The following is a 15,438-nucleotide window of genomic DNA, read 5'->3' on the forward strand; positions in this document are numbered from 1 at the left end:
AAGGCATGAGCATCCGCTTCGGCATCCTCGGCTGCGCCAGCATCGCCCGCCGCATGTTCGCGCCGGCCATCGCCCAGGTCGAGGAGGCAACATTGGTCGCCATCGCCTCCCGCGATCCCGCTCGCGCCGCGCAGTTCGCCGCCGATTTCGGTTGCGCGGCGGCCAGCGACTACCACGCCCTGCTCGCCCGCGACGACATCGACGCCGTCTATCTGCCGCTGCCGCCGGCCCTGCACGAAACCTGGGCCGCTCACGCGCTGGCGGCGGGCAAGCACGTCCTGTGCGAGAAGCCGCTGGCCACCGACCTCGCCGCAACCAGCCGCCTGGTCGAGGCGGCGCGCCGCGCCGGCAAGGTCCTGGAGGAAAACTGGATGTTCCTCCACCACCGCCAACTGCAGTTCATCAAGGACCGGCTCGCCAGCGGCCAACTGGGCGAAATCCGCCTGCTCCGGGCCAGCTTCGGCTTCCCGCCGCTGCCGCCGGACAACTTCCGTTACCGCGCGGCGCTGGGCGGCGGCGCGCTGCTCGATGCCGGCGGCTACACCCTGCGCATCGCCCGCGAACTGCTCGGCGACCCGCTGACGCTGCTCGGCAGCTACCTGCAGACGCCACCGGACAGCGAGGTCGACCGCTTCGGCAGCGCCCTGCTGCTATCGTCCCGGGGCATCACCGCCCAGCTCGCTTTCGGTTTCGACAGCCACTACCGCTGCGAGCTGGAAATCTGGACCGCCAACGCCAGACTGACCGCCCCCAGAATCTTCACCGCGCCACCGGGATTCAGCCCGCCGGTCCGGATCGAAACCGGACAAGGCGGCGAAGAACACACGATCGCCGCCGACAACCACTTTGCCAACGCCCTGCGCCACTTCATCCGCCGCATCGCCCGCCACGACACGGCGTGCGACGGACTGCTGCGCCAGGCCACGCTCACCGAAGCCCTGAGAACCCATGCCCGCCATCCATGTCACCAAACCGGCCCTGGCGCCGCTTGACGCTTTCGCCCGCAAGCTCGAGTCCGCCTGGGAAAGCGGCGTCCTGACGCACAACGGCCCGCTCGTTCGCGAACTCGAAGCGCGGCTCTGCGACTACCTGGCGCTGCCCCGGCTCGCCGCCGTCACCAACGGGACCATCGCCCTGCAACTGGCGATCCGCGCCCTCGGCCTGCGTGGCGAAATCATCACCACGCCGTTTTCCTGGGTCGCCACCGTCAGCGCCATCGTCTATGAAGGTTGCCGGCCGGTCTTCGTCGACATCGACCCGGAAACGCTGAACATCGACCCGGCGCAGATCGAAGCCCGCATCACCCGGCACACCAGCGCCATCCTGCCCGTCCATGTCTTCAGCAACCCGTGCGCCACCGGGGAGATCGGCGAAATCGCCGCCCGCCACCGGCTCAAGGTCATCTACGACGGCGCCCACGCCTTCAACGTCAGGCAGGGCGGCCAGCCGCTGGCGCTGGCCGGCGACGTCACCTCCCTCAGCTTCCACGCGACCAAGCTGTTCAACACCGGCGAAGGCGGCGCCTGCGTCAGCGCCGACCCGGAACTCGACGCGCGCATCCGCCGCCTGCGCTTCTTCGGCCACGACGACGCACGCAACATCGTCGACGACGGCACCAACGGCAAGATGACCGAGATCCACGCCGCGCTCGGGCTGGTCAACCTCGAATTCGCCGCCGCCGTCGAGCGCAAGCGCCGTACCGATTACGCGCACTACCTGGCCTGTCTCGGCAGCGCGCCGGCACTGCGCTTCCAGCGCATCGACCCGGAAGCCTGCAACCACAGCTACCTGCCGGTCATTTTCCCGGACGAGGACAGCCTGCTCGCCACCGAGCAGGCGCTGCTCGCCGAGTCTGTCGTCGCCCGGCGCTACTTCTACCCGGCGCTCAACACCCTCGACCGTCTCTTTCCCTACCAGCCCTTCCCGGTCGCCGAAAGCATCTCCCGGCGCATCCTCTGCCTGCCGCTGTATTTCGAGCTCGGCACCGCCGACATCGAACGGATCAGCGGCATCGTCGTCGATTCGCTGGCCCGCCATTCCTCGGCAAAGCGCGCAACACCATGAGCCTTCCCCATCTTTTCATCTATGGCGCCGGCGCCTTCGGCAAGGAAATCCGCGATATCGCGCGACGCGCCAACCGGCAGGAACAGACCTGGGACAAGATCTTCTTCATCGACGATTTCGCGCCGCCGGGCACCTGGTTCGGCGACTGCCAGTCCTTCCCGTTCACCTCGGTGCTGGAAGATTTCGACAGCGCCGCCATCGAGGTGGTGATCGCCCAGGGCGAACCGGTGCACCGCGAGACCCTGTACGGCAAACTGAGCCAATGCGGCATCCGCCTGGGCCGGGTCGTCAACCCCTCGGCGATCGTCTCGCCTTACGCCAGCGTCGGCGAAGGCGTTGTGCTGACGGCCTTCTGCAGCGTCGCCGCGGATGCTAAAGTCGGTAATAATGTCGCCGTTAATGTCCAGGCCATCATCGGTCACGACGTCGTCGTCGGCGACCATACGGTGATCTCGTCGATGGTCAATCTGGGCGGCGGCACCCGCGTCGGGACCGCCACCTATATCGGCATGGGGTCGCAGGTGAAGGAACAACTGCGCATCGGCGACCGCAGCATCGTCGGCATGGGGTCGGTCGTCCACCATGACCTCGGCGACGACCTGATCGCCCTGGGCAATCCGGCGCGGGCCATGCGAAAAAACGAAACCCGCCGGGTTTTCAACAAGTAAGGAAAGGCACTCGCTCGATGAGCAATCAGGAAAAATACCAGCAGGTCTTCATCGAATGCTTCGGCGTCGCCGCCGATGTCCTCGGCGAAAAGTTCACCTATCAATGCGTTCCGGCCTGGGATTCGGTCGGCCACATGGGCATGATCGCGGCGCTGGAAGATACCTTCGGGATCATGATGGAGACCGACGACATCGTCGATTTCTCGTCCTACACCAAGGGAATGGAACTGCTCGGCAAGTACGGCGTGACCTTCTGAGGCAATCGGCGCCGGCATGGACTTCATCGCCCGTCTAACTGAGTTCGCCGACTGGCCGCTGATCCAGGCCGACGACGCGAGCGTCCATCGCTACGCCAGCGTGCTCGAACTGGCCGCCGCCTTCGAACGGGCCGGCTGCGCCAGGCAACTGGTCTTCTGCCTGGCCGGCAACACGCCGGGCGCGCTGCTCGGCTACCTGGCGCTGCTGCGCTGCGGGGCGGTACCGCTGATGCTCAACAGCAGCCTGCCGGCGCCCCAGTTGAGCGCGCTGATCGCCGCCTACCGCCCCGCCTTCCACTGGCTGGAGCGGCAGCGCGCCGCGGAACTCGCCGGCACCCGGGAAGCCGCCGCCTATGCCGACCATGTCCTGCTCGGCAGCGCAACGCCGGCCGACTACGCGATCCACCCGGATCTCGCCCTGCTGGTCGCCACCTCCGGCAGCACCGGCAGCCCGATGTTCGTCCGCCAATCCCGGCGCAACCTCGCCGCCAACGCCGCGGCGATCGCCGAATATCTCGCCATCGGCCCCGACGAGCGGCCGATCACCACCTTGCCGCTGTCCTACACCTACGGCCTGTCGATCATCCACAGCCATGTCCTGCACGGCTGCCCGATCGCCCTGACCGGCAAGAGCTTCTTCGACCGCGGCTTCTGGGACTTCTTCCGGGAAGTCGCGCCGACCTCGTTCGGTGGCGTTCCCTACCACTATGAAATGCTGCGCAAGCTGCGTTTCTGGCGCATGACGCTGCCCGGCCTGCGCACGCTGACCCAGGCCGGCGGTCGCATGGCGCCGGAAATCGCCCTCGAAATGGCGCTCGAAGCCCGCCAGCGGGGCCTGCGCTACTACACGATGTACGGCCAGGCCGAGGCGACGGCGCGCATGTCCTACCTCGAACCGGAAATGAGCATCGAGAAAGCGGGCAGCATCGGCCGCGCCATTCCCGGCGGCAGCTTCAGTCTGGAAGACGAGGCGGGGAACGAACTGAGCGACGCCGCAGCCAGCGGTCAACTGGTCTATCGTGGCGACAACGTCAGCCTCGGCTACGCGACGGGTTACGCCGACCTGGCGCGCGGCGACGACAACCAGGGCTGCCTGCGCACCGGCGACCTCGCCCGCCGCGACAGCGATGGCTATTACTACATCACCGGCCGCCTGAAGCGCTTCCTCAAACTGTTCGGCCACCGCATCAACCTGCAGGACGTCGAGGACATGCTGCGCACCCGGGGCCACGACGCGGCCTGCGGCGGCGAGGACGATCATCTGGTGATCTACCTGAACGAAGCCGACGGCGCCGACGCCGGCGACCTCAAGCGCCAGCTTGCCGAGACCCTGCGCGCGCCGCCTTCGGCCATCGCCGTCGTCGGCGTGGCGGCGCTGCCGCGCAACGATGCCGGCAAGCTGCGCTATGCCGAACTGGCCGGCCTGGCCGGAAAACCCCTGGCATGACGGCGGACGACTACCTGGCCGAGCTGGCGCAGTGGCTGGAAATCCCGCCCTTCGCGCTGGCCGCTTGTGACAAGACGCCCCGCCTCGCCGGCGCCCTGGCCCGCCTGACGCAACACCATCGCCGCCAATGCCCGGCCTACGCGCGCCTGCTCGACATTTTCGGCGATGACGCGACAGCCGCCGCCGGCCTTGCCGACATTCCCTTCCTGCCGGTCCGGCTGTTCAAGGAATACGAACTGGCCAGCGTCGCTCCCGACCAGGTGTTCAAGACGATGACCTCGTCCGGCACCAGCGGCCAGGCGGTTTCCCGGATCTTCCTCGACCGCGCGACGGCGGCCGGACAGAGCAAGGTGCTGGCCCGGCTGATGGCCGAACTGATCGGCCGCCAGCGGCTGCCCATGCTGATCGTCAACGCGCCCGGCGTGCTCAGGGACCGCCAGCGCTTCTCGGCGCGCGGCGCGGCGATCCTCGGCTTCTCGCTGTTCGGCCGCGACCTCACCTATGCGCTGGACGACGACCTGCAGCCCAACCTGCCGGCGATCGATGCCTTCCTCGCCCGCCACGCCGGCGCGCCGATCCTGGTCTTCGGTTTCACCTTCCTGGTCTGGCAGCACCTCTACCTCGGCCTGCGCGCCCAGGGCCGGCGGCTAGCGCTCGACAACGCGCTGCTCCTGCACGGCGGCGGCTGGAAGAAGCTGCAGGAACAGGCCGTCGGCAACGCCGAGTTCAAGGCAGGGCTCAAGGCGCAGACCGGCATCGAGCGCATCGTCAACTACTACGGCATGGTCGAGCAGACCGGCTCGATCTATCTCGAATGCCCGGCCGGCCACCTCCACGCCTCGCTGTTTTCCGACGTCCTGATCCGCAGCCCGGCCGACTTCTCGGTCCTGCCGGCGGGCCAGAGCGGGCTGATCGAAACCCTCTCCGTCCTGCCCTTCAGCTACCCGGGGCACGCCCTGCTCACCGAGGATCTCGGCGTCCTGCTCGGCGAGGACGATTGCCCCTGCGGCTGGCGGGGCAAGTACTTCACCGTGACCGGCCGCGCCCCGAGCGCCGAACTGCGCGGCTGCAGCGATGTCCGGGCGAGCCATGAGTAAACGCCCGCTGCCCGCCGACCTGCCGCTGACGTACCACGCCGGTGCCGGCATCGCCGACATCGACTGCCGTCCGCTGCCGCCCTACGCGCCGCCGACGCTGGCCTTCCTCGCCGACCTTTCGCGCCGCCTGCTCGCCGACAGCGCCTGCCGGACCTTCCCCGACATCGCCGCCTTCGGCTACTGGTGCCGGCCGGCCAACCTGGCCCGCCTGGCCGCCGCAGCCGCCGGCCCGCAGCGGCGCCTCGGCCGCGGACTGGCGCTGCACATCGCGCCCGCCAACGTCCCGGTCAACTTCGCCTTCAGCCTCGCCTTCGGCATGCTCGCCGGCAACGCCAACATCGTGCGGGTACCGGCCGCGCCCAAGGAGCAGACCTTGATCCTGTGCGCCGCGCTGCGCGAGCTGTTCGCCGAACCGGTGCACGCCCGCCTCGCGGCGATGAACCGTGTCGTCGGCTACCCGCGCGACGACGCCATCACCGCCGCCCTCTCGGCCTGCTGCGACGCCCGCGTGCTGTGGGGCGGCGACCGCAGCATCGCCCAGCTGCGGCAACTGCCGATGCCGCCGCGCTGCGTCGAGATCGCCTTCGCCGACCGCTACTCGCTGTGCCTGCTCGACGCGGCGAGCGTCGCGGCAAGCGACGCGGCAGCCTTGGCAAAACTGGCCGGCGATTTCTACAACGACGCCTACCTGCTCGACCAGAACGCCTGCTCGTCGCCGCACCTTGTGCTCTGGCTCGGCGACGAGGCAACCGCCGCGCGCGCCCAGGCGCGCTTCTGGCCGGCGCTGGCCGAGGTCGTCCGGGACAAGTACCCGCTGAGCGCGGTACAGGCGGTGGACAAACTGAGCGACCTCTGCCGGATCGCCCTCGAGCTGCCCGCCGCCGTCGCCAGCACACGGCACGGCAACGCCATCTACCGCATCCGGCTGGCCGCGCTGCCCCCGGACATCGAACGCGTACGCGGCCGGCACGGCCTGTTCCTCGAATACGTCAGCCCGGACACCAACTGCCTCGACGCCATCGTCGACGAGAAAACCCAGACCCTGACCTGTTACGGCGTCGACCGCGAACATCTTGCCCAGACGATCGTCGACCGCGGCCTGCGCGGCATCGACCGCATCGTTCCCGTCGGCCGCGCACTCGACATCGGTCCCGTCTGGGACGGTTACGATGTCGTCGGCGCGCTGTCGCGCATCGTCGCCACCCAATGACCCACTGGAAAGCCGCCATGGAAGCCTTCAGCCTGAATTGCGTCGAACTCCTCGAATACCAGCCCAACCGCTACCCCTTCCTGATGATCGACCACGTCGAGGAGGTCATCCCCGGCGTCAGCGCCCGCGGCTACAAGAACCTGACGATGAACGAATGGTATTTCCCGGTGCATTTCCCGGGCGCCCCGAACATGCCCGGCGCCCTGCAACTGGAAGCAATGGCGCAGATGCTGACGGTGGCGATCACCACCCTGCCCGGCAACAAGGGCAAGGTCACGCATGCGCTGCAGCACCTGGTCCGCTTCCGCAAGGAAGTCCTGCCGGGGCAGCAACTGGTCATCGAGGCCAAGGTGCTGTCCTGGAAGCGCGGCATCGCCAAGGGCACCGCCACCGGCTACACCAACGGCGAAGTCGCCTGCGAGGCGGAGATGATGATCACCATTCCGGAAATCCTCGAACAGTACCTGCCGAAGAAACCGCAAGCCTGACGATGGCCGGACTGCCGCCCGTAGACATCCTGATCGTCGGCGCCGGCGCCACCGGCGCCGCGGTCGCCTGGCGCCTCGGCCAGGCCGGGCTGGACGTGCTGTGCCTGGAGCAGGGCGAACACATGGACCCGGCCCATTACCCGAGCACCCGCCCGGACTGGGAGCTGGCCCGCCTGCAGGACTTCCACGTCAGCCCCAACGTCCGCCGCCGGGAAGCCGATTACCCGATCAACGACAACGATTCGCCGATCGCCATCGCCAATTTCAATGCCGTGGGCGGCAGCACGATCCTCTTTTCCGGCCACTTCCCGCGCTTTCACCCGTCGGATTTCCGGGTCCGCAGCCTCGACGGCGTCGCCGACGACTGGCCGATCGACTACCCGCAACTCGCCCCCTACTTCGCCCTCAACGATCGCATGATGGGGGTTTCCGGGCTCGGCGGCGATCCCGCCTACCCGCCGATCGACGGCCTGCTGCCGCCGGTGCCGATGGGCCGCCTCGGCGCATGCCTCGGGCGCGGCTTCAACCGGCTCGGCTGGCACTGGTGGCCGGCCTACGCGGCAATCGCCACGCGTCCGCACCACGGCCGCCCGCCCTGCATCAACCTGGGCCCGTGCAACACCGGCTGCGCCCAGGGCGCCAAGGCCAGCACCGACGTCAGCTACTGGCCCGCAGCCAGGCAGTCCGGCGTCCGCCTCCAGACCGGCGCCCGGGTCAGCCGCGTCACCCTCGATGCGCAGGGGAAAGCCAGCGGCGTCCTCTATTTCGATGCCGCCGGCAACGAATGGCAGCAGCCGGCACGGCTCGTCGTCCTCGCCTGCAACGGCGTCGGCACCCCACGCCTGCTGCTCAATTCCGCCTGCCCGGCCTTTCCCGACGGCCTGGCCAACCGCTCGGGGCTGGTCGGCAGAAACCTGATGCTGCACCCGCTGGGTTACGTCGAAGGCCTGTTCGACGAAGCGCTCGACAGCCAGCTCGGCCCGCAGGGCTGCTCGATCTACAGCCACCAGTTCTACGAAACCGATAGCGCCCGCGGCTTCCTGCGCGGCTACACGATGCAGGTGCTGCGCGGCCCGGGGCTGCTGGAGACCGCCACGAGCGGCTTCCTGCGCCGCGAAATCCCGCCCGGCCCCGGCTTCGCCGCGGCGCTGCGCGAACGCTTCGGTCACCTCGCCGCCATGGGCATCATCGTCGAAGACCTGCCGGACCCGGACAACCGCGTCACGCTGGACAGCGAACTCACCGACAGCCACGGCATCCCGGCGCCGAAAATCCATTACACGCTGGGCGACAACAGCCGGCGCATGCTCGCCCACGGGCTTGAGCGCGGCAAGGAAGTCATGCGCGCCGCTGGCGCCCGGCGCACCGCGGCCTTCGGCCCGGTCCGCCACACCGGCTGGCACCTGATGGGCACCGCGCGCATGGGCAACGACCCGGCCCGCGCCGTAGTCGACGCCCGGGGCCGTTGCCACGATGTGGACAATCTCTACATCGTCGACAGCAGCGTCTTCGTCACCTCGGGCGGCGTCAACCCGGCCTCGACGATGCAGGCCATCGCCCTGCACATCGCCGACAGCATCGTCGCCAGAAGGCAGAGCGCCGCATGAGTTCGGCTGCGGAAACCGGCGACCGGACGCTCGCCGTCCTCCTCGACGACCTGCTGCCGCCGGCTGACGGCGTGCCGACGATCGACGCCCCCCGGCTCGCCGACTTCGCGGCGCGGCACAGCCGCAGCGCGCCACTCGTCACGCTGCTGGATATCGTCGCCGCGGCATCGCCCGAGACGCCCTTCGCCGATCTCGACGCGGCGGCGCGCGCCGTGCTGCTGAGCCGCATCCGCCGCCAGCACCTGGCGGCCTTCGCCGACTTCTTCCTGCTCGCCATCCAGTGCTACTGTCTCGATCCGGCGGTCCGCCAGGCCTTCGGCGACGATCCGGCCGCCCCCTTCCCGAACGGGCGCAGCCTCCCGGACGGCGATCTCGAACTGCTGGAAGCCGTCTACGAACGCGGCCCCCTATTCCGCGATCCTCACGCTTTGACCGACAAGGAGCAGACTCCATGAAAAAAGCCCTGATCACCGGCGTCACCGGTCAGGACGGTTCCTACCTGGCGGAGTTCCTGCTCGCCAAGGGCTACAAGGTGCATGGCATCAAGCGCCGGGCGTCGTCCTTCAACACCCAGCGCATCGATCACATCTACGAAGACCCGCACGTCGAGAACGCCCGTTTCGAACTGCACTACGGCGACCTCACCGACTCCTCGAACCTGACGCGCATCCTGGCGGAGGTTCAACCCGACGAGGTCTACAACCTCGGCGCCCAGAGCCACGTCGCGGTCAGTTTCGAAGCGCCCGAGTACACCGCCGACGTCGACGCGATCGGCACCCTGCGCCTCCTGGAGGCGATCCGTTTCCTCGGCCTGGAAAAGAAGACCCGCTTCTACCAGGCGTCCACGTCCGAACTCTTCGGTCTGGTGCAGGAAACCCCGCAGCGCGAAACGACGCCCTTCCACCCGCGTAGCCCCTACGCCGTGGCGAAGATGTACGCCTACTGGATCACCGTCAATTACCGCGAGGCCTACGGCATGTACGCCTGCAACGGCATCCTGTTCAACCACGAATCGCCGCGCCGCGGCGAAACCTTCGTCACCCGCAAGATCACCCGCGGCCTCGCCAACATCGCCCAGGGGCTGGAGAAATGCCTGTACATGGGCAATCTCGACGCGCTGCGCGACTGGGGCCACGCCAAGGACTACGTGCGCATGCAGTGGATGATGCTGCAGCAGGCGCAACCGGACGATTTCGTCATCGCCACCGGCAGCCAGCACAGCGTGCGCCAGTTCATCGAATGGAGCGCCGCCGAACTGGGCATCACCCTCGCCTTCGAAGGCGAGGGCATCGAGGAGAAGGGGCGGGTGGTCGCCATCGCCGGCGACAAGGCGCCGGCCGTGCGGCCGGGCGACATCGTGGTCGCCATCGACCCGCGCTATTTCCGGCCGGCCGAAGTGTCGACGCTGCTCGGCGACCCGTCCAAGGCCAAGGCCAAGCTGGGCTGGGAACCGGAGATCACGGCCCGGGAAATGTGCGCCGAGATGGTCGCCCACGACCTGGCGCAGGCCCGCCAGCACGCCTTGCTCAAGCAACATGGCTACCAGGCATCGGCCTGGCACTTCGAGTAGGGCGCGGCGCATGAAAATCCTGCTGACCGGCGCCTCCGGCATGGTCGGGCGCAACCTCCTGGAGCACCCGGCGGCGGCCCGGCACGCATGGCTGACGCCGGGCAGCGGCGAGCTGGACCTGCTGGATTTCGCTGCCGTCCGGCACTACCTGCAGGCCAGCCAGCCGGACCTGGTGATCCACGCCGCCGGCCGGGTCGGCGGCATCCAGGCCAACCTGCGCGAACCGGTGCGCTTCCTCGTCGACAACCTCGACATGGGGCGCAACGTGCTGCTCGCCGCCGCCGAAACCGGCATCACCCGGCTGCTCAACTTCGGCAGCACCTGCATGTATCCGCGCGGCCGGCAGCAGGCGCTGCGCGAAGACGACGTGCTGAGCGGCGAACTGGAACCGACCAACGAGGGCTATGCGCTGGCCAAGATCACGGTGGCGCGGCTGGCCGCCTACCTGGCCCGGGAAAATCCGCAACTGCAGTACAAGACCCTGATCCCCTGCAACCTCTACGGCCCTCACGACAAGTTCGACCCGCGCTGGTCGCACATGATTCCGGCGATCATCGACAAGCTGCACCGCGCCAAGACCGCCGGCCAGGACAGCGTCGAAATCTGGGGCAACGGCGAAGCGCGCCGCGAATTCCTCTACGCCGGCGACCTCGCCGCCGCGGTCCTGCGCGCCGTCGAGGATTTTGCCGCCCTGCCGGCGCTGATGAACATCGGCCTCGGCCACGACTACACCGTCAACGAGTACTACGCGATCGCCGCCGAGGTCGTCGGCTATCGCGGCGGCTTCCACCACGATCTTTCCCGGCCCACCGGCATGGAACGCAAGCTGAGCGACACCAGCCTGGCCACGCGCTGGGGCTGGCAACCCGCGCATACGCTGGCGCAGGGCCTGGCCAAAACCTACGACTATTATCTGCAGCAACTGCAAGGAACCTGACATGCACTACCCGCTCGCCAGTTCGACCTGGGATGAGGCCGAATACGCCGCGATCGACCGCGTGGTCAAATCGGGCATGTTTTCGATGGGCCAGGAAGTCGCCCGCTTCGAGCAGGCCTTTGCCGAGTGGGTGGGCAGCCGCCATGCGGTGATGGTGAATTCCGGCTCGTCGGCCAACCTGGCGATGATCGCCGCCCTCATGTTCCGCCAGCAGGGCGGCCTGCAAAAAGGCGCCGAGGTGATCGTCCCGGCGGTATCGTGGAGCACGACCTATGCGCCGCTGCAGCAACACGGCCTGAAGCTGAAATTCGTCGATATCGACCGCGACACCCTGAACATCGACCTGCAGCAACTGGCCGCCGCGATCAGCGACGACACCCGGGCCATCCTGGCCGTCAACCTGCTGGGCAACCCGAACGATTTCGCGGCGATCCGCCGGATCATCGGCGAGCGCGACATCATCCTGCTCGAGGACAACTGCGAATCGCTGGGCGCCAGCTGCGCCGGCAAGCAGGCCGGCACGCACGGCCTGATGGGCAGCTTCAGCTGTTTCTTCAGCCACCATATCTCGACCATGGAAGGCGGCCTGGTCGTCACCGACGACGAGGAACTCCACCACATCCTGCTCTGCCTGCGCGCCCACGGCTGGACGCGCAACCTACCCAAGCACAACCGGGTGTGCGGCGAGAAGAGCGACAACCCGTTCGAGGAATCCTTCCGCTTCGTCCTCCCCGGCTACAACCTGCGCCCGCTGGAAATGAGCGGGGCGATCGGCCAGGCGCAACTGCAGAAACTGGACGCCATGATCGCCGCCCGCCGCGACAACGCCCGGCATTTCGCCGAGCGCTTCGCCAACCACCCCTGGCTGCGCCTGCAGCGGGAAACCGGGCAGAGCAGCTGGTTCGGCTTCGCGCTGCGCCTGACCGAGGACGCCCCGGTCAACCGGGCGACGCTGGTGGACCGGCTGAGCGCCGCCGGCGTCAACGTGCGGCCGATCGTCGCCGGCAATTTCGCCAAGAACGAGGTGCTGAAGTGGTTCGACTACAGCATCCACGGCACCCTGGAAAATGCCGACCACATCGACCGCGCCGGCTTCTTCGTCGGCAACCATCATTACCCCCTGCGCGAACAGATCGACTACCTGCATTCCTTGCTCCGCTGAGACAACTGCTATGCTGCCGGAAATCGTCGCTGGCGCCGGCGGCATGCCGGTATCCCTTGCAAGGCCCGTCTTTCATTTCCTACCTGACCATGCGCATTCAACCCGTCATCATGGCCGGCGGCTCCGGCACCCGGCTCTGGCCGCTGTCGCGGCTGCAGTACCCGAAGCAGTTCCTGCCGCTGGCACCCGGCGGCCAGACCATGCTGCAGGCCACCGTGCAGCGGCTGGACGGGCTGAACCTGGCGCCGCCGCTGCTGATCTGCAACGAGGAACACCGTTTCCTGGCGGCTGAACAACTGCGTGCCATCGGCCGCGAGGATGCGCGCATCCTGCTCGAACCGGCCGGCCGCAACACGGCGCCGGCCGTCGCCCTGGCGGCGCTGCTCGCCGGCAGCGCGGCGAGCGATGGCGAGGTGCTCCTGCTGGTCCTCGCCGCCGACCACGTGATCGGCGATGTCGCCACCTTCCAGCGTTGCGTGCAGGCGGCCCTGCCGCTGGCGGCAACCGGCAAGCTGGTGGCGTTCGGCGTCACGCCGACCCATGCCGAGACCGGCTACGGCTACATCGAGCGCGGCGCAGCCATGGACGGCGGCTTCGCCATCCGCCGCTTCGTCGAGAAGCCGGACCTCGAAACGGCCCAGGCCTACCTGGACAGCGGCCGCTTCCTGTGGAACAGCGGCATGTTCCTGTTCACGGCCGACCGCTATCTCCAGGAACTGACGCAGTTCGCGCCGGCGATCGTCGCCGCCTGCCGGAAAGCGGTCGCCGGCGCGCAGGCGGATCTGACCTTCCTGCGGGTGGACAAGGCGGCGTTCGAGGCCTGCCCGGCGGATTCGATCGACTACGCGGTCATGGAAAAAACCGCCGACGCCGCGGTCGTCGCCCTCGACGCCGGCTGGAGCGACGTCGGCTGCTGGTCGGCGCTGTGGGACCTGAGCGCCAAGGACGCCGCCGGCAACGCCGTCCTTGGCGACGTCATCCTGCAGGACTGCGCCGGCTCCTACGTCCATGCCAGCAACCGCCTGGTGGCGGCGGTGGGCGTCAGGGACCTGATCGTGATCGAGACCAAGGATGCGGTCCTGGTCGCCAGCAAGGACCGCGTGCAGGAGGTGAAGCAGGTGGTCGAACGACTCAAGGCCGACGGCCGCCCGGAGCACGACAAGCACCGCGAGGTCTATCGTCCCTGGGGCATCTACGACAGCATCGAGAACGGCGTGCGCTACCAGGTCAAGCGCATCACGGTGCGGCCGGGCGCCAAACTGTCGGTGCAGATGCACCACCACCGCGCCGAACACTGGATCGTCGTCAGCGGCACCGCCCGGATCACCAATGGCGAGCAGACCTACCTGCTGACGGAGAACCAGTCCACCTACATTCCGGTCGGCGTACTGCACGCCCTGGAAAACCCGGGCAAGATTCCGCTCGAACTGATCGAGGTGCAGTCGGGCTCCTACCTGGGCGAAGACGACATCGTCAGGCTGGAAGACCGTTATGGCCGGACATGAAGACGCCGACCGCGCGTCGGCGCTCGTATATCATGCTGAAACGGATTCACCCAGCCAAGCTTGCGGGCGCGGCGGCGCCTCCGTTCCAGAACATCAGCGTTTAGCGGCCTGACCGCGACGCTTCAGCCGAAGACACGACGATGCACAATATCCCAGACTGGCCGGCCTTCCAGAAGCTGCTGAACGGCCGCGAGGTTTACATCTATGGCGGCAACGTCGAAGGCGTCGGCGTGTCGCGGATGATCTCCAGCCACTACCGGCCGACCCGCGGCTTCATCGACACCCGGCAGTTCAACCACGGCTTCCTGCGCGGCGTGCCGGTGGTGCATCCGGCGGCATTCAGCGACACCCCGGCCGCCGCCTTCATCGTCATCTGCACCAAGCACCGGGAAACCCGCGCGCTGGCGAAAAAATTCTGCCTCGAACGCGGCTATGTCGAGGGACGGGATTTCGTTTTCAATTCGGCGCTCTGCCGCTATTTCCCGACCATCGAGACGGTCGGCATCTGCAACCTGCGCTGCATCACCTGCGACATGGGGATTCCCGGCGCGAACCACAACCAGAAGATGATGCGCCTGGAAACCTTCAGCGCCATCCTCGACAAGCTGAAGGCGGAAATCCCCTTCCTCAACTCGCTGGCGCTGTATCTGTGGGGCGAACCGCTGCTCCATCCCGAGGTCGGCGAAATGGTGCGCGCCTGCCACGCGCGGGGCATCGCCACCGAGTTCTCCTCGAACCTGAACAATATCCGCCATCTCGATTCCTTCATCGCCGCCGACCCGGACATCCTGATCGTCACCAGCTCCGGTTTCGGCGACAACTACGAGATCACCCACACCGGCGGCGACTTCGAGAAGTTCAGGAACAACTGCATCCAGCTGCGGCAAATGATCGACAAGCACGGCGCCGAGACCTTCGTGAAGTATCACTACTGCGTCTATAACAACAACCAGGGCGAGGAAATGCTCGCCGCCCGCCGCTTCGCCGAATCGCTGAACTTCCAGTTCGTGCCCATCCTCGCCAACATCTTCCCCGGCAAGGTGCACGACTACGTGGTGCTCGGCACCCCGCTGCCCGACGTGATGCTGGAAGCCAACAAGTACCTGCTCTACGACATCCACGACCAGATCCAGTGGGCGCAAGCCCAGCGCGACAAGCACTGCCCGGTGATCAAGGCCTTTCCGACGATCCGCTGGGACGGTCGGGTCATGCAGTGCTGCAACATGACCCAGCCCTTCGTCGGCGACGCGACCTATCTCGAAACCAGCATGTCCGAACTGCTCGAACTGCGCGAATCGTCCGGCTTCTGCCAGCGCTGCATGGCACACGGCATGCACCGGGTATTCGACGTCAACGGGCGCGAGGACAAGAGAATGACCACGATCGCCATCGCCAGCAGCAAGAACGACTCGCCCAAAGCCTGACC

The 15,438-nt window shown here is 67.6% G+C and carries 15 protein-coding genes; all 15 read left to right on the plus strand.

All coding sequences use genetic code 11. The features are described from left to right. Nucleotides 1-5: 5 nt before the first annotated feature. The 15 genes from AC0KWY_RS09685 (at nt 6) to AC0KWY_RS09755 (ending at nt 15,436) form a co-directional block, all read left to right on the plus strand. A complete protein-coding gene (locus tag AC0KWY_RS09685) occupies nt 6-992 on the plus strand; it encodes a Gfo/Idh/MocA family protein (protein WP_474029433.1) in 987 nt (328 codons plus the stop codon). Next, the gene (locus tag AC0KWY_RS09690; RefSeq protein WP_474029434.1) at nt 949-2,064 is read left to right on the plus strand and encodes a DegT/DnrJ/EryC1/StrS family aminotransferase; all 1,116 of its coding nucleotides are present in this window, start codon (nt 949-951) and stop codon (nt 2,062-2,064) included. The genes AC0KWY_RS09685 and AC0KWY_RS09690 overlap by 44 nt, the downstream gene beginning before the upstream one ends. Next, on the plus strand, nt 2,061-2,732 hold the full coding sequence (locus AC0KWY_RS09695) for an acetyltransferase (RefSeq protein WP_474029435.1): 672 nt from the start codon (nt 2,061-2,063) through the stop codon (nt 2,730-2,732). The genes AC0KWY_RS09690 and AC0KWY_RS09695 overlap by 4 nt, the downstream gene beginning before the upstream one ends. Before the next feature lie 17 nt (nt 2,733-2,749). Beyond that, on the plus strand, nt 2,750-2,989 hold the full coding sequence (locus AC0KWY_RS09700) for an acyl carrier protein (protein ID WP_474029436.1): 240 nt from the start codon (nt 2,750-2,752) through the stop codon (nt 2,987-2,989). A 16-nt stretch (nt 2,990-3,005) separates the two neighbouring features. Then, on the plus strand, nt 3,006-4,436 hold the full coding sequence (locus AC0KWY_RS09705) for an AMP-binding protein (protein ID WP_474029437.1): 1,431 nt from the start codon (nt 3,006-3,008) through the stop codon (nt 4,434-4,436). After that, nucleotides 4,433-5,533 carry a LuxE/PaaK family acyltransferase gene (locus AC0KWY_RS09710; RefSeq protein WP_474029438.1) on the plus strand — a complete coding sequence of 367 codons (1,101 nt, stop codon included), beginning with the start codon at nt 4,433-4,435 and terminating at the stop codon, nt 5,531-5,533. Before AC0KWY_RS09705 ends, AC0KWY_RS09710 begins: the two co-directional genes overlap by 4 nt. Beyond that, nucleotides 5,526-6,743, plus strand: a complete 1,218-nt coding sequence (locus AC0KWY_RS09715) for an acyl-CoA reductase (protein WP_474029439.1) — start codon at nt 5,526-5,528, stop codon at nt 6,741-6,743. Before AC0KWY_RS09710 ends, AC0KWY_RS09715 begins: the two co-directional genes overlap by 8 nt. Nucleotides 6,744-6,760: 17 nt before the next feature. After that, complete coding sequence (fabZ, locus tag AC0KWY_RS09720; RefSeq protein WP_474029440.1) at nt 6,761-7,231, plus strand: 3-hydroxyacyl-ACP dehydratase FabZ; 471 nt, start codon at nt 6,761-6,763, stop codon at nt 7,229-7,231. A gap of 2 nt (nt 7,232-7,233) precedes the next feature. Then, nucleotides 7,234-8,838: a GMC family oxidoreductase gene (locus tag AC0KWY_RS09725; protein ID WP_474029441.1), complete on the plus strand. Its 1,605-nt coding sequence runs from the start codon at nt 7,234-7,236 to the stop codon at nt 8,836-8,838. Continuing rightward, nucleotides 8,835-9,293 carry a hypothetical protein gene (locus tag AC0KWY_RS09730; RefSeq protein ID WP_474029442.1) on the plus strand — a complete coding sequence of 153 codons (459 nt, stop codon included), beginning with the start codon at nt 8,835-8,837 and terminating at the stop codon, nt 9,291-9,293. The genes AC0KWY_RS09725 and AC0KWY_RS09730 overlap by 4 nt, the downstream gene beginning before the upstream one ends. Next, nucleotides 9,290-10,408 carry a GDP-mannose 4,6-dehydratase gene (gene gmd / locus AC0KWY_RS09735; RefSeq protein ID WP_474029443.1) on the plus strand — a complete coding sequence of 373 codons (1,119 nt, stop codon included), beginning with the start codon at nt 9,290-9,292 and terminating at the stop codon, nt 10,406-10,408. Before AC0KWY_RS09730 ends, gmd begins: the two co-directional genes overlap by 4 nt. A 10-nt stretch (nt 10,409-10,418) precedes the next feature. Then, nucleotides 10,419-11,345: an NAD-dependent epimerase/dehydratase family protein gene (locus AC0KWY_RS09740; RefSeq protein ID WP_474029444.1), complete on the plus strand. Its 927-nt coding sequence runs from the start codon at nt 10,419-10,421 to the stop codon at nt 11,343-11,345. Between the two features lies 1 nt (nt 11,346). Beyond that, the gene (locus tag AC0KWY_RS09745; RefSeq protein ID WP_474029445.1) at nt 11,347-12,507 is read left to right on the plus strand and encodes a DegT/DnrJ/EryC1/StrS family aminotransferase; all 1,161 of its coding nucleotides are present in this window, start codon (nt 11,347-11,349) and stop codon (nt 12,505-12,507) included. A gap of 89 nt (nt 12,508-12,596) precedes the next feature. Beyond that, nucleotides 12,597-14,012: a mannose-1-phosphate guanylyltransferase/mannose-6-phosphate isomerase gene (locus AC0KWY_RS09750; RefSeq protein ID WP_474029446.1), complete on the plus strand. Its 1,416-nt coding sequence runs from the start codon at nt 12,597-12,599 to the stop codon at nt 14,010-14,012. Between the two features lie 140 nt (nt 14,013-14,152). After that, entirely contained in the window at nt 14,153-15,436 is a 1,284-nt protein-coding gene (locus AC0KWY_RS09755) for a radical SAM protein (protein WP_474029447.1), read from the plus strand. Nucleotides 15,437-15,438: the final 2 nt, after the last annotated feature.

It is taken from the genome of Azonexus sp. MM2026_4 (assembly GCF_055901855.1).